The following is a 22,007-nucleotide window of genomic DNA, read 5'->3' on the forward strand; positions in this document are numbered from 1 at the left end:
AATGACAGTTGAGTGCACCCGGCTGAAATCCGGGCTGACAGTAGTCACCGAGACCATGCCGCATCTCGAAAGCGTCGCGCTTGGAGTCTGGATCAAATCAGGATCGCGTAACGAGACGCTAGACGAGCACGGCATCGCTCACCTGCTCGAACACATGGCCTTCAAAGGCACGGCGCGCCGCACGGCCCGCCAGATCGCCGAGGAAATCGAGGACGTAGGCGGCGAAGTCAATGCCGCCACCTCGACCGAGACGACGTCCTATTACGCCCGCGTGCTCAAGGACCACGTTCCGCTCGCCGTGGACATCCTCGCCGACATCCTGACGGAATCGGCCTTCGAGGAGGAAGAACTCGAACGCGAGAAGCAGGTGATCCTGCAGGAGATCAACGCCGCCAACGACACGCCCGACGACGTGGTGTTCGACCGCTTCTCCGAGGCCGCCTATCGCGACCAGACGCTCGGACGGCCGATCCTCGGCACGCCGGAGAGCGTCGTCTCCTTCACGCCGCAGCAGATCCGCGCCTATCTCGGCCGCAATTACACGACCGACCGCATGTTCGTGGTGGCGACCGGCGCCGTCGATCATGAAGAATTCCTGCGCATGGTCGAGGATCGTTTCGCCAGCCTGCCGACTTCGCCATCCGCCCCGCCGGTCATGGAAGCGGCGCGTTACATCGGGGGCAGCGTGCGCGAGCCGCGCGACCTGATGGATGCGCAGATCCTGCTCGGCTTCGAGGGCAAGCCCTATCACGCCCGCGACTTCTATTGCTCGCAGATCCTCGCCAATATCCTCGGCGGCGGCATGTCCTCGCGGCTCTTCCAGGAAGTGCGCGAATTCCGCGGCCTCTGTTATTCCGTATATGCCTTCCATTGGGGTTTTTCGGACACCGGCATCTTCGGCATCCATGCGGCAACCGGCGGCGAAAATCTGCCGGAACTGGTGCCCGTCATCATCGACGAGCTGCACAAATCCGCCAATGAGATCCACCAGAAGGAAATCGAGCGCGCCCGTGCCCAGATCCGCGCCCAGCTGCTGATGGGCCAGGAGAGCCCGGCCGCCCGCGCCGGCCAGATCGCCCGGCAGATGATGCTCTACGGCCGGCCAATCTCCAATCCGGAAATGATGGAGCGGCTTGAGGGCATCACCATCGAGCGCCTGACCGACCTTGCCGGCCGGCTGTTCTACGACACGGTGCCGACGCTGTCGGCGATCGGGCCGTTGGAACAGCTTGCGCCGATGGAAGACATCAAAGCCTCGCTTTCGGTCCCGGCGCCGAAGACGATGCAGGCAAGCCTCTGAGCCGCCGTCCGTTCCGCCGGGAGTGATCGATGCCAAAATCGGTTTTTCGGTTCCTGTCGCGGCAGCCGGAAGCGGTGGAGCTGGAAAACGACAGATATCTGCTGCGCCTGCCGCGCTACCAGGATTTCAGCCAATGGCACCGGCTGCGCGCCGAGAGCCGCAAGTTCCTGGAACCCTGGGAGCCGACCTGGCGGCGCGACGAGCTGACGGAAGGCGCCTATCGCGCCCGCGTCATCCGCGGGAAGCAGGAATATGCCTCGGGCCAGGCGATCCCGCTGTTCATATTCCTCAGGGACAACATGACGCTCGTCGGCGGCATCACCATCGGCTACATAAGGCGGGGTGCGGCGCAAAGCTGCATGATCGGCTACTGGATGGGCGAACGCCATGCCGGCCAGGGGCATATGTTTGCCGCCCTTCAAATGGTTATTCCTTACATCTTCACCGGGCTTGAGTTGCACCGTATCGAAGCAGCCTGTATTCCAGATAACGCGCGCAGCATCCGCCTGCTTGAAAAAGCCGGGTTTCAGCAGGAAGGCTATCTGCGCGGATATTTGAAGATCAACGGTCAGTGGCACGACCATGTGATGTTTTCACGTCTCGCCACCGATACGGATAAAGGCAGGAAAACCGACAGCCGATGACCAGAGACCGCATGCTGCCCAAGTCACCGTCCGGACGAGTGATCGCGGTGATCGCAGCCTTTTTCCTGGCGGCCTTCGCCCTCATGGCGAGCGTTGCCCAGGCGGCCGAACCGGTGAAGATTTCCCGCGACGATACAGCCCTCGATCTGACGGCGACGACCGAGATCTACGCCAATCAGGGCGAGGCCTTCCAGGTGTCGACGGCGGCCGGAGCCGACGGCATCCGCCGCCGCATCGAGGTTCGGGCCAGCTCGGAAAACCATCAGGGCGACTGGGCGGTGTTCGCGCTCGCCAACGTTTCCGAGGAGCAGCTCGAGCGGGTGATCGTCGCGCCGCATTTCCGTCTGGTCAATTCCAAGCTCTTCTGGCCGGATCTCGGCTCGCAGCGCATCATGGCGATCACGCCGAGCGAAGGTTTCGCGCTCGATCGGCAGCCGAGCGATGAGGCCGACGTCTTTCGCATCACGCTGAACCCCGGCGCCGTCATCACCTTCGTCGCGGAGCTTTCGACGCCGGAGCTGCCGCAGATCTATCTCTGGGAGCCGAACGCCTACAAGGATACGATCAACGCCTTCACGCTCTATCGCGGCATCGTGCTCGGCATCGCCGGCCTGCTGGCCGTGTTCCTGACCATCCTGTTCGTCGTCAAGGGCACCTCGATGCTGCCGGCGACGGCAGCGCTCGCCTGGGCCGTGCTCGGCTATATCTGCGTCGACTTCGGTTTTCTCGGCAAGCTGATCAGCGTCGCCTCGGCCGACCAGCGAATATGGCGCGCCTGCGCGGAAGTGGCGCTGGCCTCGAGCTTCGTCATTTTCCTTTTCACCTATCTGAACCTCAACCGCTGGCATGCGCATCTGGGCTACGCCACGCTCGCCTGGGTGCTCGGCCTCGCCCTGCTCTTCGGCGTGGCGATCTACGATCCGTCGATCGCCGCCGGCATCGCCAGGCTGTCCTTCGCACTGACGGCGGCGACCGGCCTGCTTTTGATCATCTATCTCGGCTTCAACCGCTACGACCGTGCCATCCTGTTGGTACCGGCCTGGGCGCTGACGCTCGTCTGGCTGTTCGGGGCGTGGCTGACCGTCACCGGCCGGCTCGACAACGACATCATTCAGCCCGCGCTCGGCGGCGGCCTCGTGCTGATCGTGCTCCTGATCGGCTTCACGGTCATGCAGCACGCCTTTGCCGGCGGCGCCTTCCAGCAGGGGCTGTTTTCCGATCTCGAACGGCAATCTCTGGCGTTGACCGGCTCCGGCGATATGGTGTGGGACTGGGACGTGGCGCGCGACCGCGTCGTCACCATTCCAGACGTCTCGATCAAGCTCGGCCTTTCCGCCGGCGCGATGCATGGGGCAGCGCGCAACTGGCTGCCGCGGCTGCACCCTGACGACCGCGACCGTTTCCGCGCCACGCTCGACGTGCTGCTCGAACACCGCCGCGGCCGGTTGAACCACGAATTCCGTATCCGCGCCGAGGACGGGCATTTCCACTGGCTGTTGATCCGCGCCCGGCCGGTGCTCGGCTCGAACGGCGAGATCATCCGCTGCGTCGGCACGATCGTCGACGTGACCGAGCAGAAGAATTCCGTCGAGCGGCTGCTGCACGATGCGCTGCACGACAATCTGACCGGACTGCCGAACCGGCAGGTCTTCCTCGATCGCCTGCAATCGGTGCTGGCGCTGGCGCCGGGCGGGGAAACGCTGCGCCCGACGGTGATGGTGATCGACATCGATCGCTACAAGCTGGTCAATGATTCGCTCGGCGTCGCCGCCGGCGACAACATCCTCATCGCGCTGACGCGGCGCCTGCGCCGGCTGCTGAAGCCGCAGGACACGCTGGCGCGGCTGGCCGGCGACCAGTTCGGCCTTATTCTTGTTTCCGAGCACAATCCGGCCAAGGTCGCCGATTTCGCCGACGCGATCAGCAAGGCGATCATGGTGCCGATCAATTTCTCCAGTCGCGAGATCATTCTGACGGCTTCGATCGGGCTTGCCTCCTGGGTGGACCGGCAGGAAAGCGCCAGCGGCCTGCTCAGCGATGCAGAGCTTGCCATGTACCGGGCAAAGCGTGCCGGCGGCAACCGCGTCGAGCCGTTCCAGCCGGCCTTCCGCGATTTCGGCACCGACCGCCTGCAGCTGGAAACCGACCTGCGCCGCGCCATCGAGCGCAAGGAATTGTCGATGGTCTACCAGCCGATCGCGCGGCTGGAGGATGCCGAGGTCGCCGGTTTCGAGGCGCTGATGCGCTGGGAACATCCCAAGCGCGGCAATATCCCGCCGTCCGAATTCATTCCGATCGCCGAAGCCTCCGATATTATCGGGGCGCTCGGCATATTCGCGCTCGAGCAGGCGACCAACGATCTGATGAGCTGGCAGCACCAGACCGGCGAACTGCCGATCTTCGTCTCGATCAACCTGTCGAGCGTGCAGCTGCTCAACAACGAGCTCTACGACGACGTGCGCTCCGTGCTCGCCAAGACACATTGCGAGCCCTCGCGCCTCAAGCTCGAACTGACGGAATCCATGGTCATGGAAAATCCGGAACAGGCGCGGCTCGTGCTGCAGAAGCTGAAGGAAGCCGGCATCGGCCTCGCGCTCGATGATTTCGGCACCGGCTATTCGTCGCTGGCCTATCTCACCCGCTTTCCGTTCGACACGATCAAGCTCGACAAGACGCTCGTGCGCGGAGACAACGACAAGAAGGCGACCGTGCTCAAATCCGTGATAGCAATGGCGCGCGAGCTGGAGATGAAGGTGGTCGCCGAAGGGATCGAATCCGACGAGGATGCGATCGAACTCGCCAAGATGGGCTGTAATTACGGGCAGAGCTATCATTTGGGGCAGCCAGCGACTTCGGAAGCGGTCCTGCGGTTGCTGCGGGAGCGATTTCCGCTGACGAAGCGGGCCTGACCGGCGAGCCGAGCCGGTCGGTTTCGGCGCGGCCGGGCGATTCCTGCCGGTGCGCCAACCTCCCCAATAATGACCATTGACCACCGGCCGGCGATCTGCGCTTTTCTTTCATCCCAACAGGAAAATTCCATGCTCAAGCTGCTGCTCGCCCTTTCCATGAGCGTTCTTTGCGTCTCGCCACTTCAGGCTGAAGATATTCATCCCGTCGCCAAGAGCTGCCAGCCGGGGGCGATGCAGGCCCACTGCGAGAGGTGGACGAAAGATTTCAAGACAGCCCTGGAGCGGGCACACAAGGGCGATCACGGGGCGCAGGTGATCGTGGCCCTCTGCCTCTCTTCCGGCTGCCATGGTGCCGTGACCATCGATAGAGTTGCGTCCTGCAGCTGGCATCTCGTCATCGCCAATTCGGGTGCCGCGACCGTGCTCGACGCTTCCAACCTCCGCGACACCTGCCGGCCGATGACGACGGCTGAGAAAGACGAAGCCCGCGCGCTTTCCGGCGATCTCGTTCAGAAGATCTACAAGCGCGCCCCTGCTGCAACCGACCAAATGTAACTCTCCGGTTCCGACGCACCGCCACGCCTGCCTGAATAAATCCCATTGCCCTCCCGGCTTTCGCGGCTATTCTGCCGGCACAGAAATCGGGAGGAAGACTGATGATCCTGCACTGCGTATTCCTGCGGCTGAAGACGGCGGTGACGAGCGAAGACAAGCAGTCCCTGTTCGACGCGATCGTCGCGCTGAAACAGGTCATTCCCGGCATATTGGATATCAAACACGGGCCGAATGTTTCGCCCGAGGGGCTGCACGCCGGCTTCGTCGACGGTTTTGCCGTAACCTTCGAAAGCCCCGAGGCGCGCGACGCCTATCTCATCCATCCCGAACATGTGACTGTGGGCGAACGCCTCGTCTCCTCGACGGACGGAGGCCTTGCCGGCATCCTGGTCTTCGACCTCAATATTTAAGAGCGCACCTGGGACGGCTGGGCCATGACTCAGGAAATCCGGCTTTTTGGCGCGATCGCGGTCCGGCCCGCCGTCCTTGCTCTCATTCCCCGGTTCGAAGCGGCCACAGGTTTGACCGTTGCGGCCAAATGGGAGGTCAACCCTGCCGTTAAGAAGCAGATTGACGCCGGCGAGCCTTTCGATCTCGTCATCATCAATCCGCCCATGGTCGACGATCTCATCGCCTCGGGAAAGGTCGAGCCCGGCAGCCACGTCGCGTTTGGCCGAATAGGAATGGGAGTGGCGGCCCGGGCGGGCAGCCGGCCGCTCGACATCGGATCGGTCGAAGCATTCAAGCATGCATTGCGGAGCGCCGGATCGATCGCCTATGCCAGTGACGGCAGCAGCGGCGCCTACTTTTCCGGTCTGCTGGATCGCCTGGGAATAGCCGATGAGGTGAAGCCCAAACTCGTGGCCGCACAGGGAGGACAGACAGCGGCGGCCGTCGGTCGCGGGGAAGCCGAATTGGTCGTCCCCGTGACCTCAATTCTCGCGGCCGCGCCCGATGTCATGCTTTTCGGCCGGTTTCCGGCGGAACTTCAAAGCTACATCGACTTCGCTATCGGCATCGGCGCCAGCGCAAGGGACGCAGAGGCCGCCAGGCAACTGTCGGAGTTTCTGGCGTCGGCTGCCATTGACGACATGCTGGCGGCAAAAGGTGTCGAGCGCCGCTGATGCGTGTCGCGCGAGAGTGCGCCGCGGTTCCAAACAACGGCGCATGACCCGTAGCCTCGATCGTCAGCTCGATTTGGCCATGGCGGCGGCGATCTGGTCGACATTGTACCTGAACATCTTTTCGTAGGTCGGCGCCGGTCCCTTGGCGTCGGAAAGGGATTCGACATAGAGCTCACCTCCGGGCTCGGCGCCCGTTGCCTTGGCGACCTGCTTGACCAGGCGTGGATCGTTGGAGTTTTCAAAGAAATAAGCCTTCACGTGCTCGTTCTTGATCTGCTCGATCAGCTTGGCGACGTCGGCAGCCGAGGCTTCGCTTTCCGTGGAAAGACCGAGAGGCGCAAGGAAACTGACATTATATTCGCGGCCGAAATAGCCGAAAGCGTCATGGCTCGTCAGCACCTTGCGGCGGTCGGCGGCCACTTTGTCGAACTTCGAATGGGCGTAGGCGTTCAGCCTGTCCAATGTTTCGGTATATTTCTCGGCATTGGCCTTGAAGGCGGCGGCATCGGCCGGATCGGCTGATGACAGCGCCTTTTCGATGTTGGCGACCCAGACCTTGACGTTCACGGGGCTGTTCCAGACATGCGGATCGGTGATGGTTTCTCCGTCCTCTTCCATGGTGCGGGTGTTGATGCCTTCGGAGACCGTGACCGGCTTGCCCTTATAGCCAGAGGCAGTGATCAGCCGGTCCATCCAGCCTTCCAGCCCTTCGCCGCTGACGAAAGTAACCTGCGCCGCGTTCAGATTTTTCGCGTCGGCCGGAGACGGCTCGAATTCATGGGGATCGCCATTCGGACCAACGAGGCTCTTCACGTCGACATGGTCGCCGCCCACCTGTTTGACGACATCGGCGAGCACGGTGAAGGAGGCGACCACCTTCAGCGTTTCGGCGGAGGCCGGCGTGGTGGAGAGCACCATCAAAGCGGGAATAGCTGCGGAGAGAAGCAGTTTATGCGGTGTCATCGAAGTCTCCTTGGGATCAGCCCGTCAGATGCGGGCGGGGAAAGAGGCGCCGAGCCAGACCGGAAGGCGCGAAGAAGATGGAAAAGGCGTAGATCAGCGCCGCCGTCATGATGATCGTCGGGCCGGAGGCGAGCTCAAGATGGTAGGAGGCGATCAGGCCAAGATAGCCGGAGGCAGCCGCACTCAGGGTCGCGACGGCAATCATGGCCGGCAGGCTGCGCGACCAGAGCTGGGCGATCGCGGCGGGCAGCATCATCAGGCCGACCGCCATCAGGGTGCCGAGCGCCTGGAAGCTGGCGACGAGATTCAGAACCACGAGCAGCAGGAAGAGTACGTGATAGACCGGCCCGCGCCCGCCGACGGCGCGCAGGAAGCCGGGATCGAAGCATTCCGCCACCAGCGGCCTATAGATGAAAGCGAGGACGACAAGCGTCAGCGAGGTGATGGCGCCGATCTGATAGAGTGCGGGAGCATCGATCGCGAGGATCGTGCCGAACAGCACATGCAGCAGGTCGATGTTCGAGCCGCGCAGCGAGACGATCAGCACGCCGAGCGCCAGCGAAGCGAGATAGAAGCTGGCAAAGCTCGCGTCCTCCTGCAGCACGGTCATCCGGCTGACGGCGCCTGACAGCAGCGCGACCGACAGGCCGGCGACGAGGCCGCCTAAACCCATCGCCGTCAGCGACAGAGAGCCCGCGACAAGGTAACCGATCGCAGCGCCCGGCAGAACGGCGTGGCTCATGGCGTCACCCATGAGGCTCATGCGCCGGAGCATCAGAAAAACGCCGATCGGCCCCGAGCCGAGCCCAAGGCAAAGGCAGGCGACGAGCGCGCGGCGCATGAAACCGAAATCGGCGAAGGGCGCGAGGAAGATATCGTAGGCCGTCATGCCGCCGGCGCCTCTTCAGGACCGCATGCCTCGGCATCCTCATCCCAGCGCTCTGCCATGGCGCGGGCCCTCAGCAGATTGGCGGATGACATGACCTCGGCGGTCGCCCCCCAGCCAACGAGTTCGCGGGCGAGCAGCAGGGTTTGCGGAAAATGTGCACGGACGAGTTCGAAATCATGCAGCACGGCGATGACAGTGCGGCCCTCGCCATGCCAGCGGACGACGATGTCGAGCAGATCCCTCGTCGTGCGGGCATCGATCGCCGTGAACGGCTCATCAAGCAGAATGGTGCCGGCATCCTGCAGCAGCAGGCGGGCAAAAAGCACGCGCTGGAACTGGCCGGCCGAGAGCGACCCGACATGGCGCCTGCCGAAACCTTCGAGCCCCACGGCCGAAAGAGCCTCGCCTGCCCTTCTGATGTCGGCTGGAGCGACACGGCCGAAGGCGCCCGCCGTCTTCCAAGCGCCGAGCATGACGGTATCGATGACCGAGATCGGAAAACGCCGGTCGATCTGGGCCGCCTGCGGGAGATAACCGAATTCCGCCCGGCCCAGCCGGTGCTCCACCCTGCCCTCGGCGGGCCGAAGCTCGCCCATGATCGCCTTCAGCAGCGTCGACTTGCCGGCCCCGTTCGGGCCGGCAATCGCCGTCAGGCTGCCTGATGCAAAGGCGCCAGAGACATGATGGATGGCCGGATGACGGTCGTAGGCGACGGTCAGATTGTCGACACGAATCAGCGGCGTCATGGCAGCAGGACCGCCCAATGGATGACAAGCCAGAGCACGGCAATGAGCAGCGAAACCCCAATCACTCTCGATAAAGCCGACTGACAAAGCAGGCTGATGGAGAGGCGATCGGGGCTCGGGGGCATGGCTCGTCCTGACAATGTAATAACATTACGGTTATGTTATAACAATTGCGGCGAGATTGAGGCCGAGATCCGTCAGTTGTTCAGCAAATGAAAAAGGGCGACCGAATGCCGCCCTTCATGCTTACTTCGAAGAAAAGATCAGAGCTGTTCCAGCATCGCGGCAGCACCCGAAACCGTTGCCTGGCCGGGGCTCTCCTCGACGTTCAAGGACTTCACCACGCCGTCTTCGACCAGCATCGAATAGCGCTTGGAGCGCAGGCCGAGGCCGCCGGCGGAGAGATCGGCGTCGAGGCCGATGGCTTTGGTGAAGCCGGCGTCCCAATCTGCGAGGAAGTGGATCTTGCCGAGACCGCCGGAGGATTGCGCCCAGGCGCCCATGACATGCCAGTCGTTGACGGCGAGTACGGCGATGTCGTCGACACCCTTGCCGAGGATGGTGTCGCGGTTTTCGAGATAGCCCGGCAGATGGTTCAGCGAGCAGGTGGGCGTGAAGGCGCCCGGCACGGCAAAGAGCACGACGCGCTTGCCGGCGAAGAGCTGATCGGTGGTGATTTCAACGGGACCGTCAGCGGTCTTTTCCTTGAACGTGGCGGCAGGAAGCTTGTCGCCGATCGCGATGGTCATGGGTTTCTCCTGGGTTTCTGGCTCGGGAGCCGGCTTGTCGGTTTCCGGCCTGGCGGGGTTAGGGGCGACTATAGATCCCGATCATTCAAAGGCAAGGGTCGTCTCCATCGCCTTCTTGCCGTCAATGACCAGCACGCCCCAGCGCTTGCCCGATATGTCGTAATTTTTCGGCAGCTTGCCGATCGCGATGTCGACCGTGAAGGTGGCACCGTCTCGTTTGCCGCCGATCTGCTTGGTAAAGGCATGGCCGCTCGGGCCGGTGACGATGATGTCGGGAGCATCAATCCCCTCGCCTGGCAAAGCGAGCATCAGCGACAGCGTCTTCATGTCAGGCGACAGTGCATGCGCCCTCACCTCGAAGTCCGCCGACGGCGGCTTCGGGAGGCTCGCCTGCGCCGCCTGAAGGATCGCCTCTTCTTCGGGCTGCGACTGAATGGCAGGCCCAAGCTTCAGCGACAAATTCGCCTGGAACGGGATGCAGATATCCTTGCAGATGCCGATGAAGGCAGTCGCGTCGATCGCCACCGGCCCCTTGCCGGCCGCCGAAAGCGAAAGCGGCAGCGTCACCGGCGCGTCATAGGCGATATCCTCGATCCCGTTCTTGAAAAAATGCTTCGGAACGGGATAGGCCATGGCCTCGAGCGTTACGCCGCTCTCCGGCGCGAGGCTGAGCTGAGGCGGAATGCCGCTATTGCCGGGCTCGCGCCAATAGGTGATCCAGCCGGGTTTCGGCTCGATCTGCAGCGCGGCGCGGATCTTGCCGCCGGGATCGGCCGGCAGCGCCACGAGGCGCATGCGGCCGCCCTCATTCTGCGCCCAGGCGCTCATTTCCGCATGAACGGAGCCAAAGGGAACAAGCGCCGCGGCTGTCGAAACGGCCGCAATTAAAAGCTTTCGCGGGTTCACGCAAATAATCATCATGGAACAATGGTTTACCGAAAGCGGTGTTTGGCCGCCAGAAGCCGCGGCCATTTAAATCTTCATTTTCGGTTGATTGATTTGTGACATTGGCCCATGTTTCCTCTGTCGAGGCCTTGTGCGGTCTGGCAGCAGGAGGAACGATGTCCTTATCGACGCTGAAGAACAGACGGGAACGTGGCTTCTTCGATGGCCAGTTCCTCATCGCCATGCCTGGTATGGAAGACCGCAACTTCGCGCGCACGGTGATCTACATCTGTGCCCATTCGGATGCCGGCGCCATGGGCTTCGTCATCAACCGGCCGCAGAGCCTCACCTTCACCGACGTGCTGCTGCATCTCGACATGATCAAGCAGGAAGATTCGATCGTGCTGCCGAAGCAGGCGCGCGACTTCCCGATCCAGACGGGCGGCCCGGTGGAAAGCGGCCGCGGCTTCGTGCTGCATTCGGACGATTATGCCAGCGACTCCTCGATCCCGGTCAGCGACGACATCTGCCTGACCGCGACGCTCGACATCGTACGCGCCATCTCCAAGGGCGACGGACCGAAGCGGGCGACGATGCTGCTCGGCTATTCCTCCTGGGCGGCCGGCCAGCTCGAAAACGAGGTCGCCAATAATGGCTGGCTCACCTGCCCGGCCAACGAGGAAATGATCTTCGATCGCAGCCTCGAGGACAAATACGAACGGGCGCTCGCCAGCATGGGCGTCACGGCCGCCATGCTCTCCGCCGAAGCCGGCCACGCCTGAGAAGCTGGAACGATTAGGTCCGACTGACGTTTTCACTGGGCGAACGGGGACAAGATGTTCCCTCGCTGAGGAAGGAGACATCGGACAATGGGTAGCACCAGCGACAAGATTTCGGGCAAAGCGAACGAAATTGCCGGCAAGACCAAACAGACCGTCGGCAAGGCCACGGACAATCGCGACATGCAGGCCAAGGGCGCCGTGCAGGAAGCCAAGGGCAAAGGACAGGTCGCAACCGGCAAGGTCAAGGACAAGCTCAAGGGCGCCATCGACCGGCTGTGAGCCAAACCTCGTTCTTCATGATGCCTGCCGCGCGCTCGCCCGGCGGGCATTTTTTCATCCGCCTCCCATGCTCTGCAGAAGGCATTCACGATGAAGCTTTTCGCTTGCGACAATTGCGACCAAGTCGTCCACTTCGACAACCGCCAGTGCGTGCGCTGCAACCGTCGTCTCGGCTTCCTGCCCGTTGATCTCTCGATGCATGCGCTGGAGCCGCGCGATGAGACGGTCTGGCAGCTTGTGTCCGACCCCGAGCGTGAGGTGCGCTTCTGCGCCAATGCCGGGCTCGACATCTGCAACTGGCTGATCGACGGCGATAGTGACAGCGAATTCTGCCTGGCCTGCCGCCACAACCGGCTGGTCCCCAACACAGGCGCCCAGGACGGTATCGATCGTTGGCGGCGTATCAGCCAGGCGCAGCGACATCTCTTCTATTCGCTGTTGCGCTGGAGATTACCGCATCCCGACCGGACGCAGGATCCGCAAGGCGGCCTCGTCTTCGATTTCCTTGAGGATTCCCTGCAGGATAACGGCCATGTCGTGCCCGCCATGACCGGCCACGAGGAAGGCTTGATCACCATCCGCGCCGCCGAAGCCGACGATGCGACGCGCGAACAGGCGCGCACCTCCATGAACGAGCCCTATCGCACGCTGCTCGGTCACTTCCGCCACGAGGCCGGGCATTTCATCTGGAACAAGCTAGTGCGCGACCGCGATCGGCTAGCGGATTTTCGCGCCGTGTTCGGCGACGAGCGGCAGGATTATGCGGCGGCGCTCGACAAACACTATGCCGGCGGCGCCCCCCTGGGATGGCAGAACAATTTCATCAGCGCCTATGCGGCATCCCACCCGTGGGAGGATTTCGCCGAATGTTTCGCGCATTACCTCCATATCGTTGACACGCTCGAAACGGCGCGCGCCTTCGGTATCGCCATCGATCCCCGCGGCCACGAAGAGATTGCCGGCGAGGTTGATTTTCTCCCCTACAGAGCAGAGAGCGCCGAACAACTGGTCAGCGCCTGGGTGCCGCTCAGCCTGGCGATCAACGCCATCCAGCGCAGCATGGGCCAGCCGGATTCCTATCCCTTCGTGCTCTCCTCGCCCGTGGTGGCCAAGCTCGAATATCTACACCGGCTGATCCAGGGAGCAGCGGCGATGCGGCAATAGGTGGCTCGCGCTGGGTTTAAAAGGATACCGCCTTCCCCTTCTTGAAAGGCTCCATACCCTTGCGGGCCAGTTCGTCAGCGCGCTCATTTTCCGGGTGGCCGGCGTGGCCTTTGACCCAGTGCAGCGTCACCTTGTGGCGGTTGCGGGCTTCTTCCAGCGCCTGCCAGAGTTCGGCATTCTTCACCGGCTTCTTGTCTGCTGTCTTCCAGCCGTTCTTCTTCCAGCCGAAGATCCACTTGGAGATGCCGTCCTTGACGTAGGCGCTGTCGGTATAGAGGTCGACCTCGCAAGGCGTCTTCAACGCCTGCAGTGCCGAGATGGCGGCCAGCAGTTCCATGCGATTGTTCGTCGTATCCGCCTCGCCGCCGCAAAGCTCCTTTTCGACGTCGCCATAGCGCAGCACGGCGCCCCAGCCGCCGGGACCGGGATTGCCGGAACACGCGCCGTCGGTGAAGATATCGACATGCTTCATAGGCTCAATCCATATTCGGCGGCCGAGCCGATCTGGCGGTGGAAGCGCAGCTTGCGGAGGTATTCGAGCGGGTCTTTCTTGGTGACCATGGCGCCTTCCGGTGTCGTCAGCCAGTCATAGAGCCGCGTCAGGAAGAAACGCAGCGCAGAACCGCGCGACAGCACCGGCAAGGCGGCGATCTCTTCGCCGCTCAACGGGCGCACGCTCTGGTAACCCTCGAGCATCGCCGTGCCCTTGGTGATGTTGTAAGCGCCATCCTTCTCGAAGCACCAGGCATTCAGGCAGATCGAAACGTCATAGGCGAGCAGATCGTTGCAGGCGAAATAGAAATCGATCAGGCCCGAGAGTTCGTCGCCGAGGAAGAAGACATTGTCGGGGAAGAGGTCGGCATGGATGACGCCGGCCGGCAGGCCCTTCGGCCAGGCCGCGGAGAGGAAATCGAGCTCGTCGCCGATCTCGCTTTGCAAACCAGCCTCAACCTCGCCGGCGCGCGCCTCCGACTTTTCCCAGAGCGCCCGCCAGCCGTCGACCGAAAGCGCGTTCGGGCGTTTCAACTCGAAGCCATCGCCGGCCACATGCATCTCGGCAAGCGCCCGGCCGACTTCGCGGCAATGTTTCGCCTCCGGCTTCCTCAGCCACATGCCCTCGAGAAAGGAGATGAGGGCGGCCGGACGGCCGGAAAGCGAGCCGAGCAGCGCACCGTCCCGACGCGGCAAAGGCAGCGGGCAGGAAAGGCCGCGGGCGGAAAGATGCTGCATCAGGCCGAGGAAAAACGGCAGGTCGCTCTTTTCCACGCGCTTCTCATAGAGCGTCAGGATCAGCGGCGCCTTCGAAGTATGAAGCAGGAAGTTGGAGTTTTCGACGCCTTCGGCGATTCCCTTGTAGGAAAGCAGGCTTCCCGCGTCATATTCGGTCAAGAACCATTTCAGATCGTCTTCGGCGATATCGGTATAGACTGCCAAGGGAGGTCTCGTCTTTGCATTGTTGATACTGGATTGCCCGGAGCGAACGGCCGGGCTGCGATGAGGCTCGACCTACCCGTTGACGAAGGCCATGTCGGCGGCCGTCAGCTCGATGTTGCGCAATTCGCGGTTGACCAGGAAATTCTCGGTCTCCTGCACCGTTTCGGCCAGCTCGACGCGGGCGTCGAAACGGGCGCGGAACGCCTCGATGATCTCGTTGACGATGACCTCTGGCGCGGAGGCGCCGGCAGAAAGGCCAAGCGTCGAAATCGCACCGATATCATCCCAGTCGAGCTCGGCGGCGCGCTGCACGAGGATCGATTTCTTTGCCCCTGCCCTCAGCGCCACTTCGACGAGGCGCTTGGAATTGGAGGAATTCGGCGCACCGACGATGACGAAGAGATCGCAGCCTGGGGCCGCCTGCTTCACCACTTCCTGGCGATTGGTCGTCGCATAACAGATCGAATCCGCCGCCGGCGCCGTCAGATTGGGAAAACGTTCGTGCAGGCGGGTAATGACGCCGGCCGTGTCGTCAACCGAAAGCGTCGTCTGCGTGACATAGCCGAGGTTGTCCGGATCGGGGGGAACATAGGCATCGGCATCCTCGATCGTCTCGATCAGCGACACGGAACCCTCCGGCAGCTGCCCCATCGTGCCTATCACCTCGGGATGGCCGGCATGGCCGATGAGGACGACGTGGCGGCCGAGGCGATTGTGGCGCATCGCCTGTTTGTGGACCTTGGAAACCAGCGGGCATGTCGCGTCGAGGTAGAAGAGATTGCGGCTCGCCGCATCCTCCGGCACGGATTTCGGAACCCCGTGGGCGGAAAAGACCACCGGCTGGGCGCGATGCTCGGCCGGGATCTCATCGAGCTCCTCGACGAAGACGGCGCCCTTGGCCTCGAGACCCTCGACGACATAACGATTGTGGACGATCTCATGGCGCACATAGACCGGCGCGCCGTAGGATTTCAGCGCCAGCACGACGATCTGGATGGCGCGGTCGACGCCTGCGCAGAAGCCGCGCGGCCCGCAGAGCCTGATCGTCAAGGGAGGTTTCGCCGCAATATTCATGTTTGTTCCGTCAGAATTCCTCATTCCTGTGCTCGTCACAGGAAGGAGGGAGAACTTGGCTACGTCCAGCTTCAACAGCAACGCCACGCGTGCGGGGCAACCGACCTCTAGCCCAATATGGCCAAGAATTGAAGCGATACTATTGCCGAGGCGACTTGCCGGGTTTGCGGAACCAGGAGATCGCGACCACGACGATGAGAACGGCGGCAAGCCCGTACCAGGTGAAAGCGTATTGGAGGTGATCGTTCGGCAGGTCGACCTGGGTGACGCCGCCGATCGGCAGGCCGGCGGGATTGGGCGTGGAATCGGCATCGACGAAGAACGGGATGACGCGCGCCTTGTCCAGCCCGACACTGTCGGCCATGACGTCGAGATCCTTCCAATAGAAGATGTTCTTGGCGATATCGTTGTCGGGCACCAGCCGGGAAGGCTTGCCCGGGAGCTTGGCGCGGGCCAGGCCGGTGACGGTCTGCTGGTCCGTCAACTGACCCTGCATGCGCATTTCCGGCTCTTTGTTCTCATAGGGAACGAAGCCGCGGTTGACGAGGAGATAGCGCCCGTCGGCAAGCTCCAGCGGGGTATAGACGTAAAAGCCGGTCTGACCGCGCCATGTGGCGAAGAAGTGCCGTTCCTTGTTGTTGATGTAGCGGCCGGTGGCCGTCACCTTGCGGTATTCGATGTCGCCGCCTGCAGCCGCCATCGTTTCGATATCGGCAAGCGGCACCGGGGCTGAGACTTCGCGCGCGGCGATATCGGCGAGCAGGCCTTGTTTCCAGTAAAGGCGCTGCACCTGCCAGGTTCCGAGCGAAATCAGGATGGCGAGTGCGATCAGCACCAGGATACCGGTGACGACGGGCAACCGGCGGCGCGGTACGGCATTGTCGATATCAGTCACTCAGGCGTCCCTCGCGGGCTTTATGGCGGTATTGCATGGCGATCAGGATGCCCTTGAACCAGCGCAGCGTGAGCAGCGAGAGAATGATCGTCAATGGTCCGAAGAGCAGGATATGCACCCAGATCGGCGGTCCGTAGTTCACCTCCAGCCAGAGCACCATGCCGATGATGATGAAGCCGACGATGAGAATGACGAAGACGGCGGGCCCGTCCCCGGAATCGGCAAAGGAATAATCCAGGCCGCAGGAGGCGCAACGCGGCTTCAGGCCGAGCAAACCATCGAACAGTTTGCCCTGGCCGCAGCGCGGGCAGCGACCCTTGATGCCTGTTTTCACCGGATCGACGGGGGGAAAATGCGCGCTGTCGTCGCTCATGCTGTTCCTTCCAGCGGCCTCTTGCGGCCGCTGCATTCAATGCTGCCTTAACTCTCCCATAAAGTATTCGCATCCCGGATGGAAATGCCTGCGCGTTTCGCTTGAGCGATTCGCGCCAAACAGAAGAAGAAGACTGATGACCAACGACAACCATGCCGGCCAGATCATTATCTTGAACGGCGCACCGCGAAGCGGCAAATCCAGCATTGCACGCGCAATCCAGGAAGAATTCGAGGGGCCGTGGATCAACCTCGGCGTCGATACCTACAATGCCATGACGCCGAACCGCTACCTGCCCGGTATCGGCCTGCGGCCGGGCGGCGAGCGGCAGGAGCTGGAGGAGCTGGTGCCGTTCCTCTATGCCGCGCTCTATGAATCGATCGCCATCCATGCCGGGTTGGGGCTCAATGTTGTGGCCGATCTCGGCCATCACGACAGCTATTCGCAACCGCTGGGCATTCTCGGCGATTGCGCCCGGCGCCTGGAAGGTTTTTCCGTGCTGTTCGTCGGCGTGCGCTGTCCGATCGAGACGATCATGCAGCGGCGAGAGGTCAGCCAGGAGGGGCGCCAGACACTTTACGTCCGCGCCACCGAAGACATTCCCGTCCCCGAACCGGTGCAGCGCTGGCAGGACGAAGTGCATCGGCCGGGCATCTACGACATGGAGGTCGATACCTCGGTGCTGACGGCGCTGGAATGCGCCGAGGCGATCCGGCAGCGGCTCGACCTCGGCATTCCCGAGCCTTCTGCCTTTGAAAGGTTGGCAGGCCTGCGTTGAAATAAAAAAGGCGGGGCCAATGGCACCCGCCTTTCGATTTCCTTCCGGCCTCGATCAGCCTGCGGCTACCGGAGCGCCCCAGCCGCCCCAGACGTAGATGCAGAAGAACAGGAACAGCCAGACGACGTCGACGAAGTGCCAGTACCAGGCGGCCGCCTCGAAGCCGAAATGCTGTTTCGGCGTGAAGTCGCCGCGCAGCGCGCGAAGCAGGCAGACCAGCAGGAAGATCGTGCCGACCAGGACGTGGAAACCATGGAAGCCGGTCGCCATGAAGAAGGTCGCGCCGTAGATCGAGCTCTTGAAGGCGAAAGGCGCATGGGCATATTCGTAGGCCTGCACGCAGGAGAAGAAGATACCGAGCAGCACGGTCAGCGTCAGGCCCTGAATCAGGCCCTTCCGGTCGTTGTGCAGCAGCGCATGGTGCGCCCAGGTGACCGTCGTGCCCGACAGCAGCAGGATGACAGTGTTGTAGATCGGCAGGTGCCAGGGATCGAGCACTTCGATGCCCTTCGGCGGCCAGACGCCCCCGGTATAGACCATGCGGGAGGCCTGGATGGCTTCGTTCGGATACAGGCTGGCGTCGAAATAGGCCCAGAACCAGGCGACGAAGAACATCACCTCCGAAGCGATGAACATGATCATGCCGTAGCGCAGGTGCAGCGAGACGACGCGGGTATGGGCGCCTTCGTGCGCTTCCTTCACCGTATCGGCCCACCAGCCGTACATGACGTAGAGAACCAGCACCAGGCCGATGTAGAAGAGCCAGGGATTGGCCAGTTCTATTCCGGCAAATTTGAAAGAGCCTGCGCTGAGGTAGCGCATGTAGCAGACGCCGCCGAGCGCCATGATGAAGGCGCCGAGCGAGGCGAGAATCGGCCACGGGCTCGGATCGATGATGTGGTAGTCGTGATTTTTCTGGTGAGCATCGGCCATGTAGCTATCCCCGGATGTCTTCCTTCACTCCGCTCCCGGCATAGCCGGAAACAAGCCTTGATCAAAGTTTCTTTTCAATCTTCTGCGTTCCGCCCTCATTCGAAGCCACCGGCTTCGGACCCTCTTTGGGGTAGAACGTGTATGATAGCGTAACCGTATGGATATCTTTCGATTCCACGGCCTTGACGATCTCCGGATCGATGTAGAACACCACCGGCATTTCAAGCTTCTCGCCCGGCTTCAGGTCCGTTTCCGTAAAGCAGAAACATTGCACCTTGTTGAAATAGGCGCCCGCTTCGCCCGGCGTGACGTTGAACACCGCCTGGCCGCGCTGGACCTCGTTCGAACGGTTCTCGGCAACGAAATTCACCTGGATGGTCTCGCCGATCTTCGGATTGACCTCGCGCTCCACCGGCTTGAAATTCCACTGCAGGCCGGGAGCGACGTTGGCATCGAAGGTGACGCGCATCTTGCGGTCGAGAACGACGCTCGACATCTGATCGACGCGCTGCGTCGTGCCGTTGTAGCCGGTCACCTGGCAGAAGAGGCGGTAGAGCGGCACGGCAGCGTAGCTCATCGCGCCCATGCCGAAGACGAAACTCAGGCACATCATGACGACGGCGCCGTTGTTGCGGCCCTGCTTCTTGCGTGGGGCGGCGTTCTCGCTCATCCCGTTATCCCCGCGCTGAACTTCACGATGGTGATCGCGTAGAAAAGGATGACGAGGCCGGCAAGCGCCAGGCCGAGGGCGATGTTGCGATTGCGGCGCGACTTGCGCTGCGTCTCCGTGAGCTTGACCATGTCCATCAGAACCAATCTCCCGCATGCGAGACCAGCAGCCAGGCCAGCCGGTCGAACATCAAGGCGGAGAACACGGCGAAGAGATAGAAGATCGAAAAGCCGAAAAGCTTCTTCGCCGGGATCATCTTCAGATCGCCGTCGGGCATGCGCCAGACGGCGATGGAACAGTATATGAAGATCACGCCGAGGACGGCGGCGACCAGGCCATAGCCGAAGCTCGCGAAACCGAGGAAGGACGGCAAGACCGCGCAGACGGCGGTCAGCACCGCATAGGCGACGATCTGATGCTTGGTCGTGCGCTCACCGGAGACGTTCGGCAGCATCGGCACGCCGACGGCCTCGTAATCGCGCATCTTGAAGAGCGCGAGCGCCCAGAAATGCGCCGGCGTCCACAGGAAGATGATGAAGAAGAGAACGGTGCTCTCGATCGTCACCGAGTTCGTCACGCAGGCCCAGCCGATCATCGGCGGGAAGGCGCCGGCGGCGCCGCCGATGACGATGTTCTGCGGCGTCGAGCGCTTCAGCCACATGGTGTAGACGACGGCATAGAAGAAGATGGTGAAGGCGAGGATGCCGGCCGAAAGCCAATTGACGGCAAGGCCGAGGATCACGACCGAAAAGCCCGACAGCACCAGGCCGAAGGCCAGCGCTTCGGAGGGGGCCACGCGGCCGGCCGGGATCGGACGGTTGGCCGTGCGGCTCATGATGGCGTCGATATCGGCGTCGTACCACATGTTGAGCGCGCCGGAGGCACCGGCGCCGACAGCGATGCAGAGGATGGCGATCAGGCCGAGGACGGGATTGATGTGGCCCGGCGCCAGCACGAGGCCGGCAAAGGCCGTGAAGACCACGAGCGACATGACCCGCGGCTTCAAGAGTTCGAAATAATCGCGCGCGCTTGCTTCCGACATCTCGCCGTCCTCTGCAAACACCTCGTGATTGTCGATAACCGTCATCATTCAGTCCTGAATTTCTCTGGATCAGGACGCCGTATCGGATGCGGCGTCCTGATGTCCCGCGCGATTTACTTGATGCGCGGAAGCTGTTCCCACTGGTGATAGGGCGGCGGCGAAGGCAGCTGCCATTCGAGCGTCGTTGCGCCCTCGCCCCACGGATTGTCGCCTGCGACGCGCTTCTTGGCGAAAGCTTCGAAGACGCTGTAGAGGAAGACCAGCACGCCGAAGGCCGAGATGTAGGAGCCGACGGACGAGACGTAGTTCCAGCCGGCGAATGCATCGGGATAGTCGATGTAGCGGCGCGGCATGCCGGCGAGGCCGAGGAAGTGCTGCGGGAAGAACACCAGGTTGACGCCGATGAACATGATCCAGAAGTGCAGCTTGCCGACGAACTCACTGTACATGTAGCCGGTCATCTTCGGGAACCAGTAGTACCAGCCGGCGAAGATTGCGAAGACGGCGCCGAGCGACAGAACGTAGTGGAAGTGCGCCACGACGTAATAGGTGTCATGCAGCGACCGGTCGAGACCGGCATTGGCAAGCTGGACGCCGGTGACGCCGCCGACCGTGAACAGGAAGATGAAGCCGATCGCCCAGAGCATCGGCGTGCGGAACGAGATCGAACCGCCCCACATCGTCGCGATCCAGGAAAAGATCTTCACGCCCGTCGGAACGGCGATGACCATCGTCGCGAAGACGAAGTAACGCTGCGCATCGAGCGAAAGGCCGACCGTGTACATGTGGTGGGCCCAGACGACGAAGCCGACTGCGCCGATCGCGACCATGGCATAAGCCATGCCGAGGTAACCGAAGATCGGCTTCCTCGAGAAAGTCGAGATGATGTGGCTGATCATGCCGAAGCCCGGCAGGATGAGGATGTAGACCTCGGGATGACCGAAGAACCAGAAGAGGTGCTGGTAGAGGATCGGGTCGCCGCCGCCTTCCGGAGAGAAGAAGGTGGTGCCGAAGTTACGGTCGGTCAGCAGCATGGTGATGCCGCCTGCCAGAACCGGCAGCGACAGCAGCAGCAGGAAGGCGGTGATCAGCACGGACCAGGCAAACAGCGGCATCTTGTGCAGCGTCATGCCGGGGGCGCGCATGTTGAGGATCGTAGTGATGAAGTTGATCGCACCGAGGATCGACGAGGCGCCGGCGATGTGAAGGGCGAAGATCGCAAGATCGACAGCCGGTCCGGGCGTGCCGCTCGTCGCCAGCGGCGGATACATCGTCCAGCCGCCGCCGGTGCCGTAGGCGCCCGCCGGGCCTTCGACGAACATCGACAGCAGCAGGAGCGCGAAGGCCGGAACGATCAGCCAGAAGGAGATGTTGTTCAGGCGCGGGAAGGCCATGTCGGGCGCGCCGATCATGATCGGCACCATCCAGTTGGCGAATCCACCGATCATCGCCGGCATGACCATGAAGAAGATCATGATCAGCGCGTGCGCCGTCGTGAACATGTTGAACATCTGCTTGGCGCCGTCGATCGCGGCATCGCCCTCATAGCCGTAGACCATCGAGGCGAGACCGTGGAAGATCTGGATGCCCGGCTCCTGCAGCTCCATGCGCATGGCGACGGAAAGCGCGCCGCCGATGATGCCGGCAATGATCGCGAAGATCAGGTAGAGCGTGCCGATGTCCTTGTGGTTCGTCGAGAACAGCCAGCGATTGGCAAAGCTCGGCTTATGCCCATGATCATGGTGATCGTCATGTGCGTGATCATGGTGAGCGTGACCATGAGAATGATCGTCGTGAGCGGAAGGTCCAGCCATTGTCC

General features: G+C 62.3%; 25 protein-coding genes. 10 read left to right on the forward strand and 15 right to left on the reverse strand.

Annotated features, from left to right (window positions below; all coding sequences use genetic code 11):
• The first annotated feature begins 1 nt into the window (after position 1).
• The 6 genes from ATY76_RS30835 (at position 2) to ATY76_RS30860 (ending at position 6,532) form a co-directional block, all read left to right on the forward strand.
• Entirely contained in the window at positions 2-1,300 is a 1,299-nt protein-coding gene (locus ATY76_RS30835) for a pitrilysin family protein (RefSeq protein ID WP_088678429.1), read from the forward strand.
• 29 nt (positions 1,301-1,329) lie between these two features.
• Positions 1,330-1,944: a GNAT family protein gene (locus ATY76_RS30840; protein ID WP_088678430.1), complete on the forward strand. Its 615-nt coding sequence runs from the start codon at positions 1,330-1,332 to the stop codon at positions 1,942-1,944.
• Complete coding sequence (locus ATY76_RS30845; RefSeq protein WP_088678431.1) at positions 1,941-4,853, forward strand: sensor domain-containing phosphodiesterase; 2,913 nt, start codon at positions 1,941-1,943, stop codon at positions 4,851-4,853. The genes ATY76_RS30840 and ATY76_RS30845 overlap by 4 nt, the downstream gene beginning before the upstream one ends.
• Positions 4,854-4,982: 129 nt before the next feature.
• Positions 4,983-5,408 (forward strand): hypothetical protein, encoded by a 426-nt coding sequence (locus ATY76_RS30850; RefSeq protein WP_088678432.1) that lies wholly within the window; start codon positions 4,983-4,985, stop codon positions 5,406-5,408.
• A gap of 101 nt (positions 5,409-5,509) precedes the next feature.
• Positions 5,510-5,818 carry a Dabb family protein gene (locus ATY76_RS30855; protein ID WP_088678433.1) on the forward strand — a complete coding sequence of 103 codons (309 nt, stop codon included), beginning with the start codon at positions 5,510-5,512 and terminating at the stop codon, positions 5,816-5,818.
• A gap of 24 nt (positions 5,819-5,842) precedes the next feature.
• Positions 5,843-6,532: a substrate-binding domain-containing protein gene (locus tag ATY76_RS30860; RefSeq protein ID WP_088678434.1), complete on the forward strand. Its 690-nt coding sequence runs from the start codon at positions 5,843-5,845 to the stop codon at positions 6,530-6,532.
• Between the two features lie 63 nt (positions 6,533-6,595).
• On the opposite strand, the gene ATY76_RS30865 is transcribed toward ATY76_RS30860, so the two are convergent.
• The 5 genes from ATY76_RS30865 to ATY76_RS30885 form a co-directional block, all read right to left on the reverse strand.
• Positions 6,596-7,495 carry a zinc ABC transporter substrate-binding protein gene (locus tag ATY76_RS30865; protein ID WP_088678435.1) on the reverse strand — a complete coding sequence of 300 codons (900 nt, stop codon included), beginning with the start codon at positions 7,493-7,495 and terminating at the stop codon, positions 6,596-6,598.
• Between the two features lie 16 nt (positions 7,496-7,511).
• Positions 7,512-8,384 (reverse strand): metal ABC transporter permease, encoded by an 873-nt coding sequence (locus ATY76_RS30870; RefSeq protein WP_088678436.1) that lies wholly within the window; start codon positions 8,382-8,384, stop codon positions 7,512-7,514.
• Complete coding sequence (locus ATY76_RS30875) at positions 8,381-9,130, reverse strand: metal ABC transporter ATP-binding protein (RefSeq protein ID WP_088678437.1); 750 nt, start codon at positions 9,128-9,130, stop codon at positions 8,381-8,383. Before ATY76_RS30875 ends, ATY76_RS30870 begins: the two co-directional genes overlap by 4 nt.
• A 263-nt stretch (positions 9,131-9,393) precedes the next feature.
• On the reverse strand, positions 9,394-9,879 hold the full coding sequence (locus tag ATY76_RS30880; RefSeq protein ID WP_088678438.1) for a peroxiredoxin: 486 nt from the start codon (positions 9,877-9,879) through the stop codon (positions 9,394-9,396).
• Between the two features lie 81 nt (positions 9,880-9,960).
• Entirely contained in the window at positions 9,961-10,800 is an 840-nt protein-coding gene (locus ATY76_RS30885; protein ID WP_088678604.1) for a protein-disulfide reductase DsbD domain-containing protein, read from the reverse strand.
• Positions 10,801-10,940: 140 nt separating this feature from the next.
• Here ATY76_RS30885 and ATY76_RS30890 point away from each other — a divergent pair, with 140 nt between their 5' ends.
• The 3 genes from ATY76_RS30890 to ATY76_RS30900 all read left to right on the forward strand — a co-directional run bounded on the left by ATY76_RS30890 (position 10,941) and on the right by ATY76_RS30900 (position 12,989).
• On the forward strand, positions 10,941-11,546 hold the full coding sequence (locus ATY76_RS30890; protein ID WP_088678439.1) for a YqgE/AlgH family protein: 606 nt from the start codon (positions 10,941-10,943) through the stop codon (positions 11,544-11,546).
• An 87-nt stretch (positions 11,547-11,633) separates the two neighbouring features.
• Positions 11,634-11,825, forward strand: a complete 192-nt coding sequence (locus ATY76_RS30895; protein ID WP_088678440.1) for a CsbD family protein — start codon at positions 11,634-11,636, stop codon at positions 11,823-11,825.
• A 90-nt stretch (positions 11,826-11,915) separates the two neighbouring features.
• Complete coding sequence (locus ATY76_RS30900; protein WP_088678441.1) at positions 11,916-12,989, forward strand: putative zinc-binding metallopeptidase; 1,074 nt, start codon at positions 11,916-11,918, stop codon at positions 12,987-12,989.
• 16 nt (positions 12,990-13,005) lie between these two features.
• On the opposite strand, the gene rnhA is transcribed toward ATY76_RS30900, so the two are convergent.
• The 5 genes from rnhA to ATY76_RS30925 all read right to left on the reverse strand — a co-directional run bounded on the left by rnhA (position 13,006) and on the right by ATY76_RS30925 (position 16,765).
• Positions 13,006-13,461 carry a ribonuclease HI gene (rnhA, locus tag ATY76_RS30905; RefSeq protein WP_088678442.1) on the reverse strand — a complete coding sequence of 152 codons (456 nt, stop codon included), beginning with the start codon at positions 13,459-13,461 and terminating at the stop codon, positions 13,006-13,008.
• Entirely contained in the window at positions 13,458-14,423 is a 966-nt protein-coding gene (locus ATY76_RS30910; RefSeq protein WP_088678443.1) for a homoserine kinase, read from the reverse strand. The genes rnhA and ATY76_RS30910 overlap by 4 nt, the downstream gene beginning before the upstream one ends.
• A gap of 72 nt (positions 14,424-14,495) precedes the next feature.
• Positions 14,496-15,497 (reverse strand): 4-hydroxy-3-methylbut-2-enyl diphosphate reductase, encoded by a 1,002-nt coding sequence (gene ispH / locus ATY76_RS30915; protein WP_088678444.1) that lies wholly within the window; start codon positions 15,495-15,497, stop codon positions 14,496-14,498.
• 139 nt (positions 15,498-15,636) lie between these two features.
• Positions 15,637-16,392, reverse strand: a complete 756-nt coding sequence (locus ATY76_RS30920; RefSeq protein ID WP_088678445.1) for an SURF1 family protein — start codon at positions 16,390-16,392, stop codon at positions 15,637-15,639.
• Positions 16,385-16,765, reverse strand: a complete 381-nt coding sequence (locus ATY76_RS30925; protein ID WP_088678446.1) for a DUF983 domain-containing protein — start codon at positions 16,763-16,765, stop codon at positions 16,385-16,387. Before ATY76_RS30925 ends, ATY76_RS30920 begins: the two co-directional genes overlap by 8 nt.
• Before the next feature lie 136 nt (positions 16,766-16,901).
• Between ATY76_RS30925 and ATY76_RS30930 the strand changes: the two genes are divergently transcribed.
• The gene (locus tag ATY76_RS30930; protein ID WP_088678447.1) at positions 16,902-17,543 is read left to right on the forward strand and encodes a chloramphenicol phosphotransferase; all 642 of its coding nucleotides are present in this window, start codon (positions 16,902-16,904) and stop codon (positions 17,541-17,543) included.
• Between the two features lie 54 nt (positions 17,544-17,597).
• On the opposite strand, the gene ATY76_RS30935 is transcribed toward ATY76_RS30930, so the two are convergent.
• From ATY76_RS30935 to ctaD, 5 genes are all read right to left on the reverse strand, one after another.
• Positions 17,598-18,476 carry a cytochrome c oxidase subunit 3 gene (locus tag ATY76_RS30935; protein WP_088678448.1) on the reverse strand — a complete coding sequence of 293 codons (879 nt, stop codon included), beginning with the start codon at positions 18,474-18,476 and terminating at the stop codon, positions 17,598-17,600.
• Between the two features lie 61 nt (positions 18,477-18,537).
• The gene (locus ATY76_RS30940) at positions 18,538-19,146 is read right to left on the reverse strand and encodes a cytochrome c oxidase assembly protein (protein WP_088678449.1); all 609 of its coding nucleotides are present in this window, start codon (positions 19,144-19,146) and stop codon (positions 18,538-18,540) included.
• On the reverse strand, positions 19,143-19,283 hold the full coding sequence (locus ATY76_RS33895) for a hypothetical protein (protein WP_088678450.1): 141 nt from the start codon (positions 19,281-19,283) through the stop codon (positions 19,143-19,145). The genes ATY76_RS30940 and ATY76_RS33895 overlap by 4 nt, the downstream gene beginning before the upstream one ends.
• On the reverse strand, positions 19,283-20,233 hold the full coding sequence (locus tag ATY76_RS30950) for a heme o synthase (RefSeq protein ID WP_088678605.1): 951 nt from the start codon (positions 20,231-20,233) through the stop codon (positions 19,283-19,285). The genes ATY76_RS33895 and ATY76_RS30950 overlap by 1 nt, the downstream gene beginning before the upstream one ends.
• A gap of 68 nt (positions 20,234-20,301) precedes the next feature.
• Positions 20,302-22,002: a cytochrome c oxidase subunit I gene (gene ctaD, locus ATY76_RS30955; protein WP_088678451.1), complete on the reverse strand. Its 1,701-nt coding sequence runs from the start codon at positions 22,000-22,002 to the stop codon at positions 20,302-20,304.
• Between the last annotated feature and the right edge of the window lie 5 nt (positions 22,003-22,007).

The organism is Rhizobium sp. R339 (assembly GCF_002211395.1).
Taxonomy (GTDB): domain Bacteria; phylum Pseudomonadota; class Alphaproteobacteria; order Rhizobiales; family Rhizobiaceae; genus Rhizobium.

Bases quoted from the DNA above. Each gene is read 5' to 3' on its own strand.
- ATY76_RS30835 (WP_088678429.1), top strand. From the start codon at position 2: ATGACAGTTGAGTGCACCCGGCTGAAATCCGGGCTGACAGTAGTCACC.
- ATY76_RS30840 (WP_088678430.1), top strand. From the start codon at position 1,330: ATGCCAAAATCGGTTTTTCGGTTCCTGTCGCGGCAGCCGGAAGCGGTG.
- ATY76_RS30845 (WP_088678431.1), top strand. From the start codon at position 1,941: ATGACCAGAGACCGCATGCTGCCCAAGTCACCGTCCGGACGAGTGATC.
- ATY76_RS30850 (WP_088678432.1), top strand. From the start codon at position 4,983: ATGCTCAAGCTGCTGCTCGCCCTTTCCATGAGCGTTCTTTGCGTCTCG.
- ATY76_RS30855 (WP_088678433.1), top strand. From the start codon at position 5,510: ATGATCCTGCACTGCGTATTCCTGCGGCTGAAGACGGCGGTGACGAGC.
- ATY76_RS30860 (WP_088678434.1), top strand. From the start codon at position 5,843: ATGACTCAGGAAATCCGGCTTTTTGGCGCGATCGCGGTCCGGCCCGCC.
- ATY76_RS30865 (WP_088678435.1), bottom strand. From the start codon at position 7,495: ATGACACCGCATAAACTGCTTCTCTCCGCAGCTATTCCCGCTTTGATG.
- ATY76_RS30870 (WP_088678436.1), bottom strand. From the start codon at position 8,384: ATGACGGCCTACGATATCTTCCTCGCGCCCTTCGCCGATTTCGGTTTC.
- ATY76_RS30875 (WP_088678437.1), bottom strand. From the start codon at position 9,130: ATGACGCCGCTGATTCGTGTCGACAATCTGACCGTCGCCTACGACCGT.
- ATY76_RS30880 (WP_088678438.1), bottom strand. From the start codon at position 9,879: ATGACCATCGCGATCGGCGACAAGCTTCCTGCCGCCACGTTCAAGGAA.
- ATY76_RS30885 (WP_088678604.1), bottom strand. From the start codon at position 10,800: ATGATGATTATTTGCGTGAACCCGCGAAAGCTTTTAATTGCGGCCGTT.
- ATY76_RS30890 (WP_088678439.1), top strand. From the start codon at position 10,941: ATGTCCTTATCGACGCTGAAGAACAGACGGGAACGTGGCTTCTTCGAT.
- ATY76_RS30895 (WP_088678440.1), top strand. From the start codon at position 11,634: ATGGGTAGCACCAGCGACAAGATTTCGGGCAAAGCGAACGAAATTGCC.
- ATY76_RS30900 (WP_088678441.1), top strand. From the start codon at position 11,916: ATGAAGCTTTTCGCTTGCGACAATTGCGACCAAGTCGTCCACTTCGAC.
- rnhA (WP_088678442.1), bottom strand. From the start codon at position 13,461: ATGAAGCATGTCGATATCTTCACCGACGGCGCGTGTTCCGGCAATCCC.
- ispH (WP_088678444.1), bottom strand. From the start codon at position 15,497: ATGAATATTGCGGCGAAACCTCCCTTGACGATCAGGCTCTGCGGGCCG.
- ATY76_RS30925 (WP_088678446.1), bottom strand. From the start codon at position 16,765: ATGAGCGACGACAGCGCGCATTTTCCCCCCGTCGATCCGGTGAAAACA.
- ATY76_RS30930 (WP_088678447.1), top strand. From the start codon at position 16,902: ATGACCAACGACAACCATGCCGGCCAGATCATTATCTTGAACGGCGCA.
- ATY76_RS30935 (WP_088678448.1), bottom strand. From the start codon at position 18,476: ATGGCCGATGCTCACCAGAAAAATCACGACTACCACATCATCGATCCG.
- ATY76_RS30940 (WP_088678449.1), bottom strand. From the start codon at position 19,146: ATGAGCGAGAACGCCGCCCCACGCAAGAAGCAGGGCCGCAACAACGGC.
- ATY76_RS33895 (WP_088678450.1), bottom strand. From the start codon at position 19,283: ATGGACATGGTCAAGCTCACGGAGACGCAGCGCAAGTCGCGCCGCAAT.
- ATY76_RS30950 (WP_088678605.1), bottom strand. From the start codon at position 20,233: ATGACGGTTATCGACAATCACGAGGTGTTTGCAGAGGACGGCGAGATG.
- ctaD (WP_088678451.1), bottom strand. From the start codon at position 22,002: ATGGCTGGACCTTCCGCTCACGACGATCATTCTCATGGTCACGCTCAC.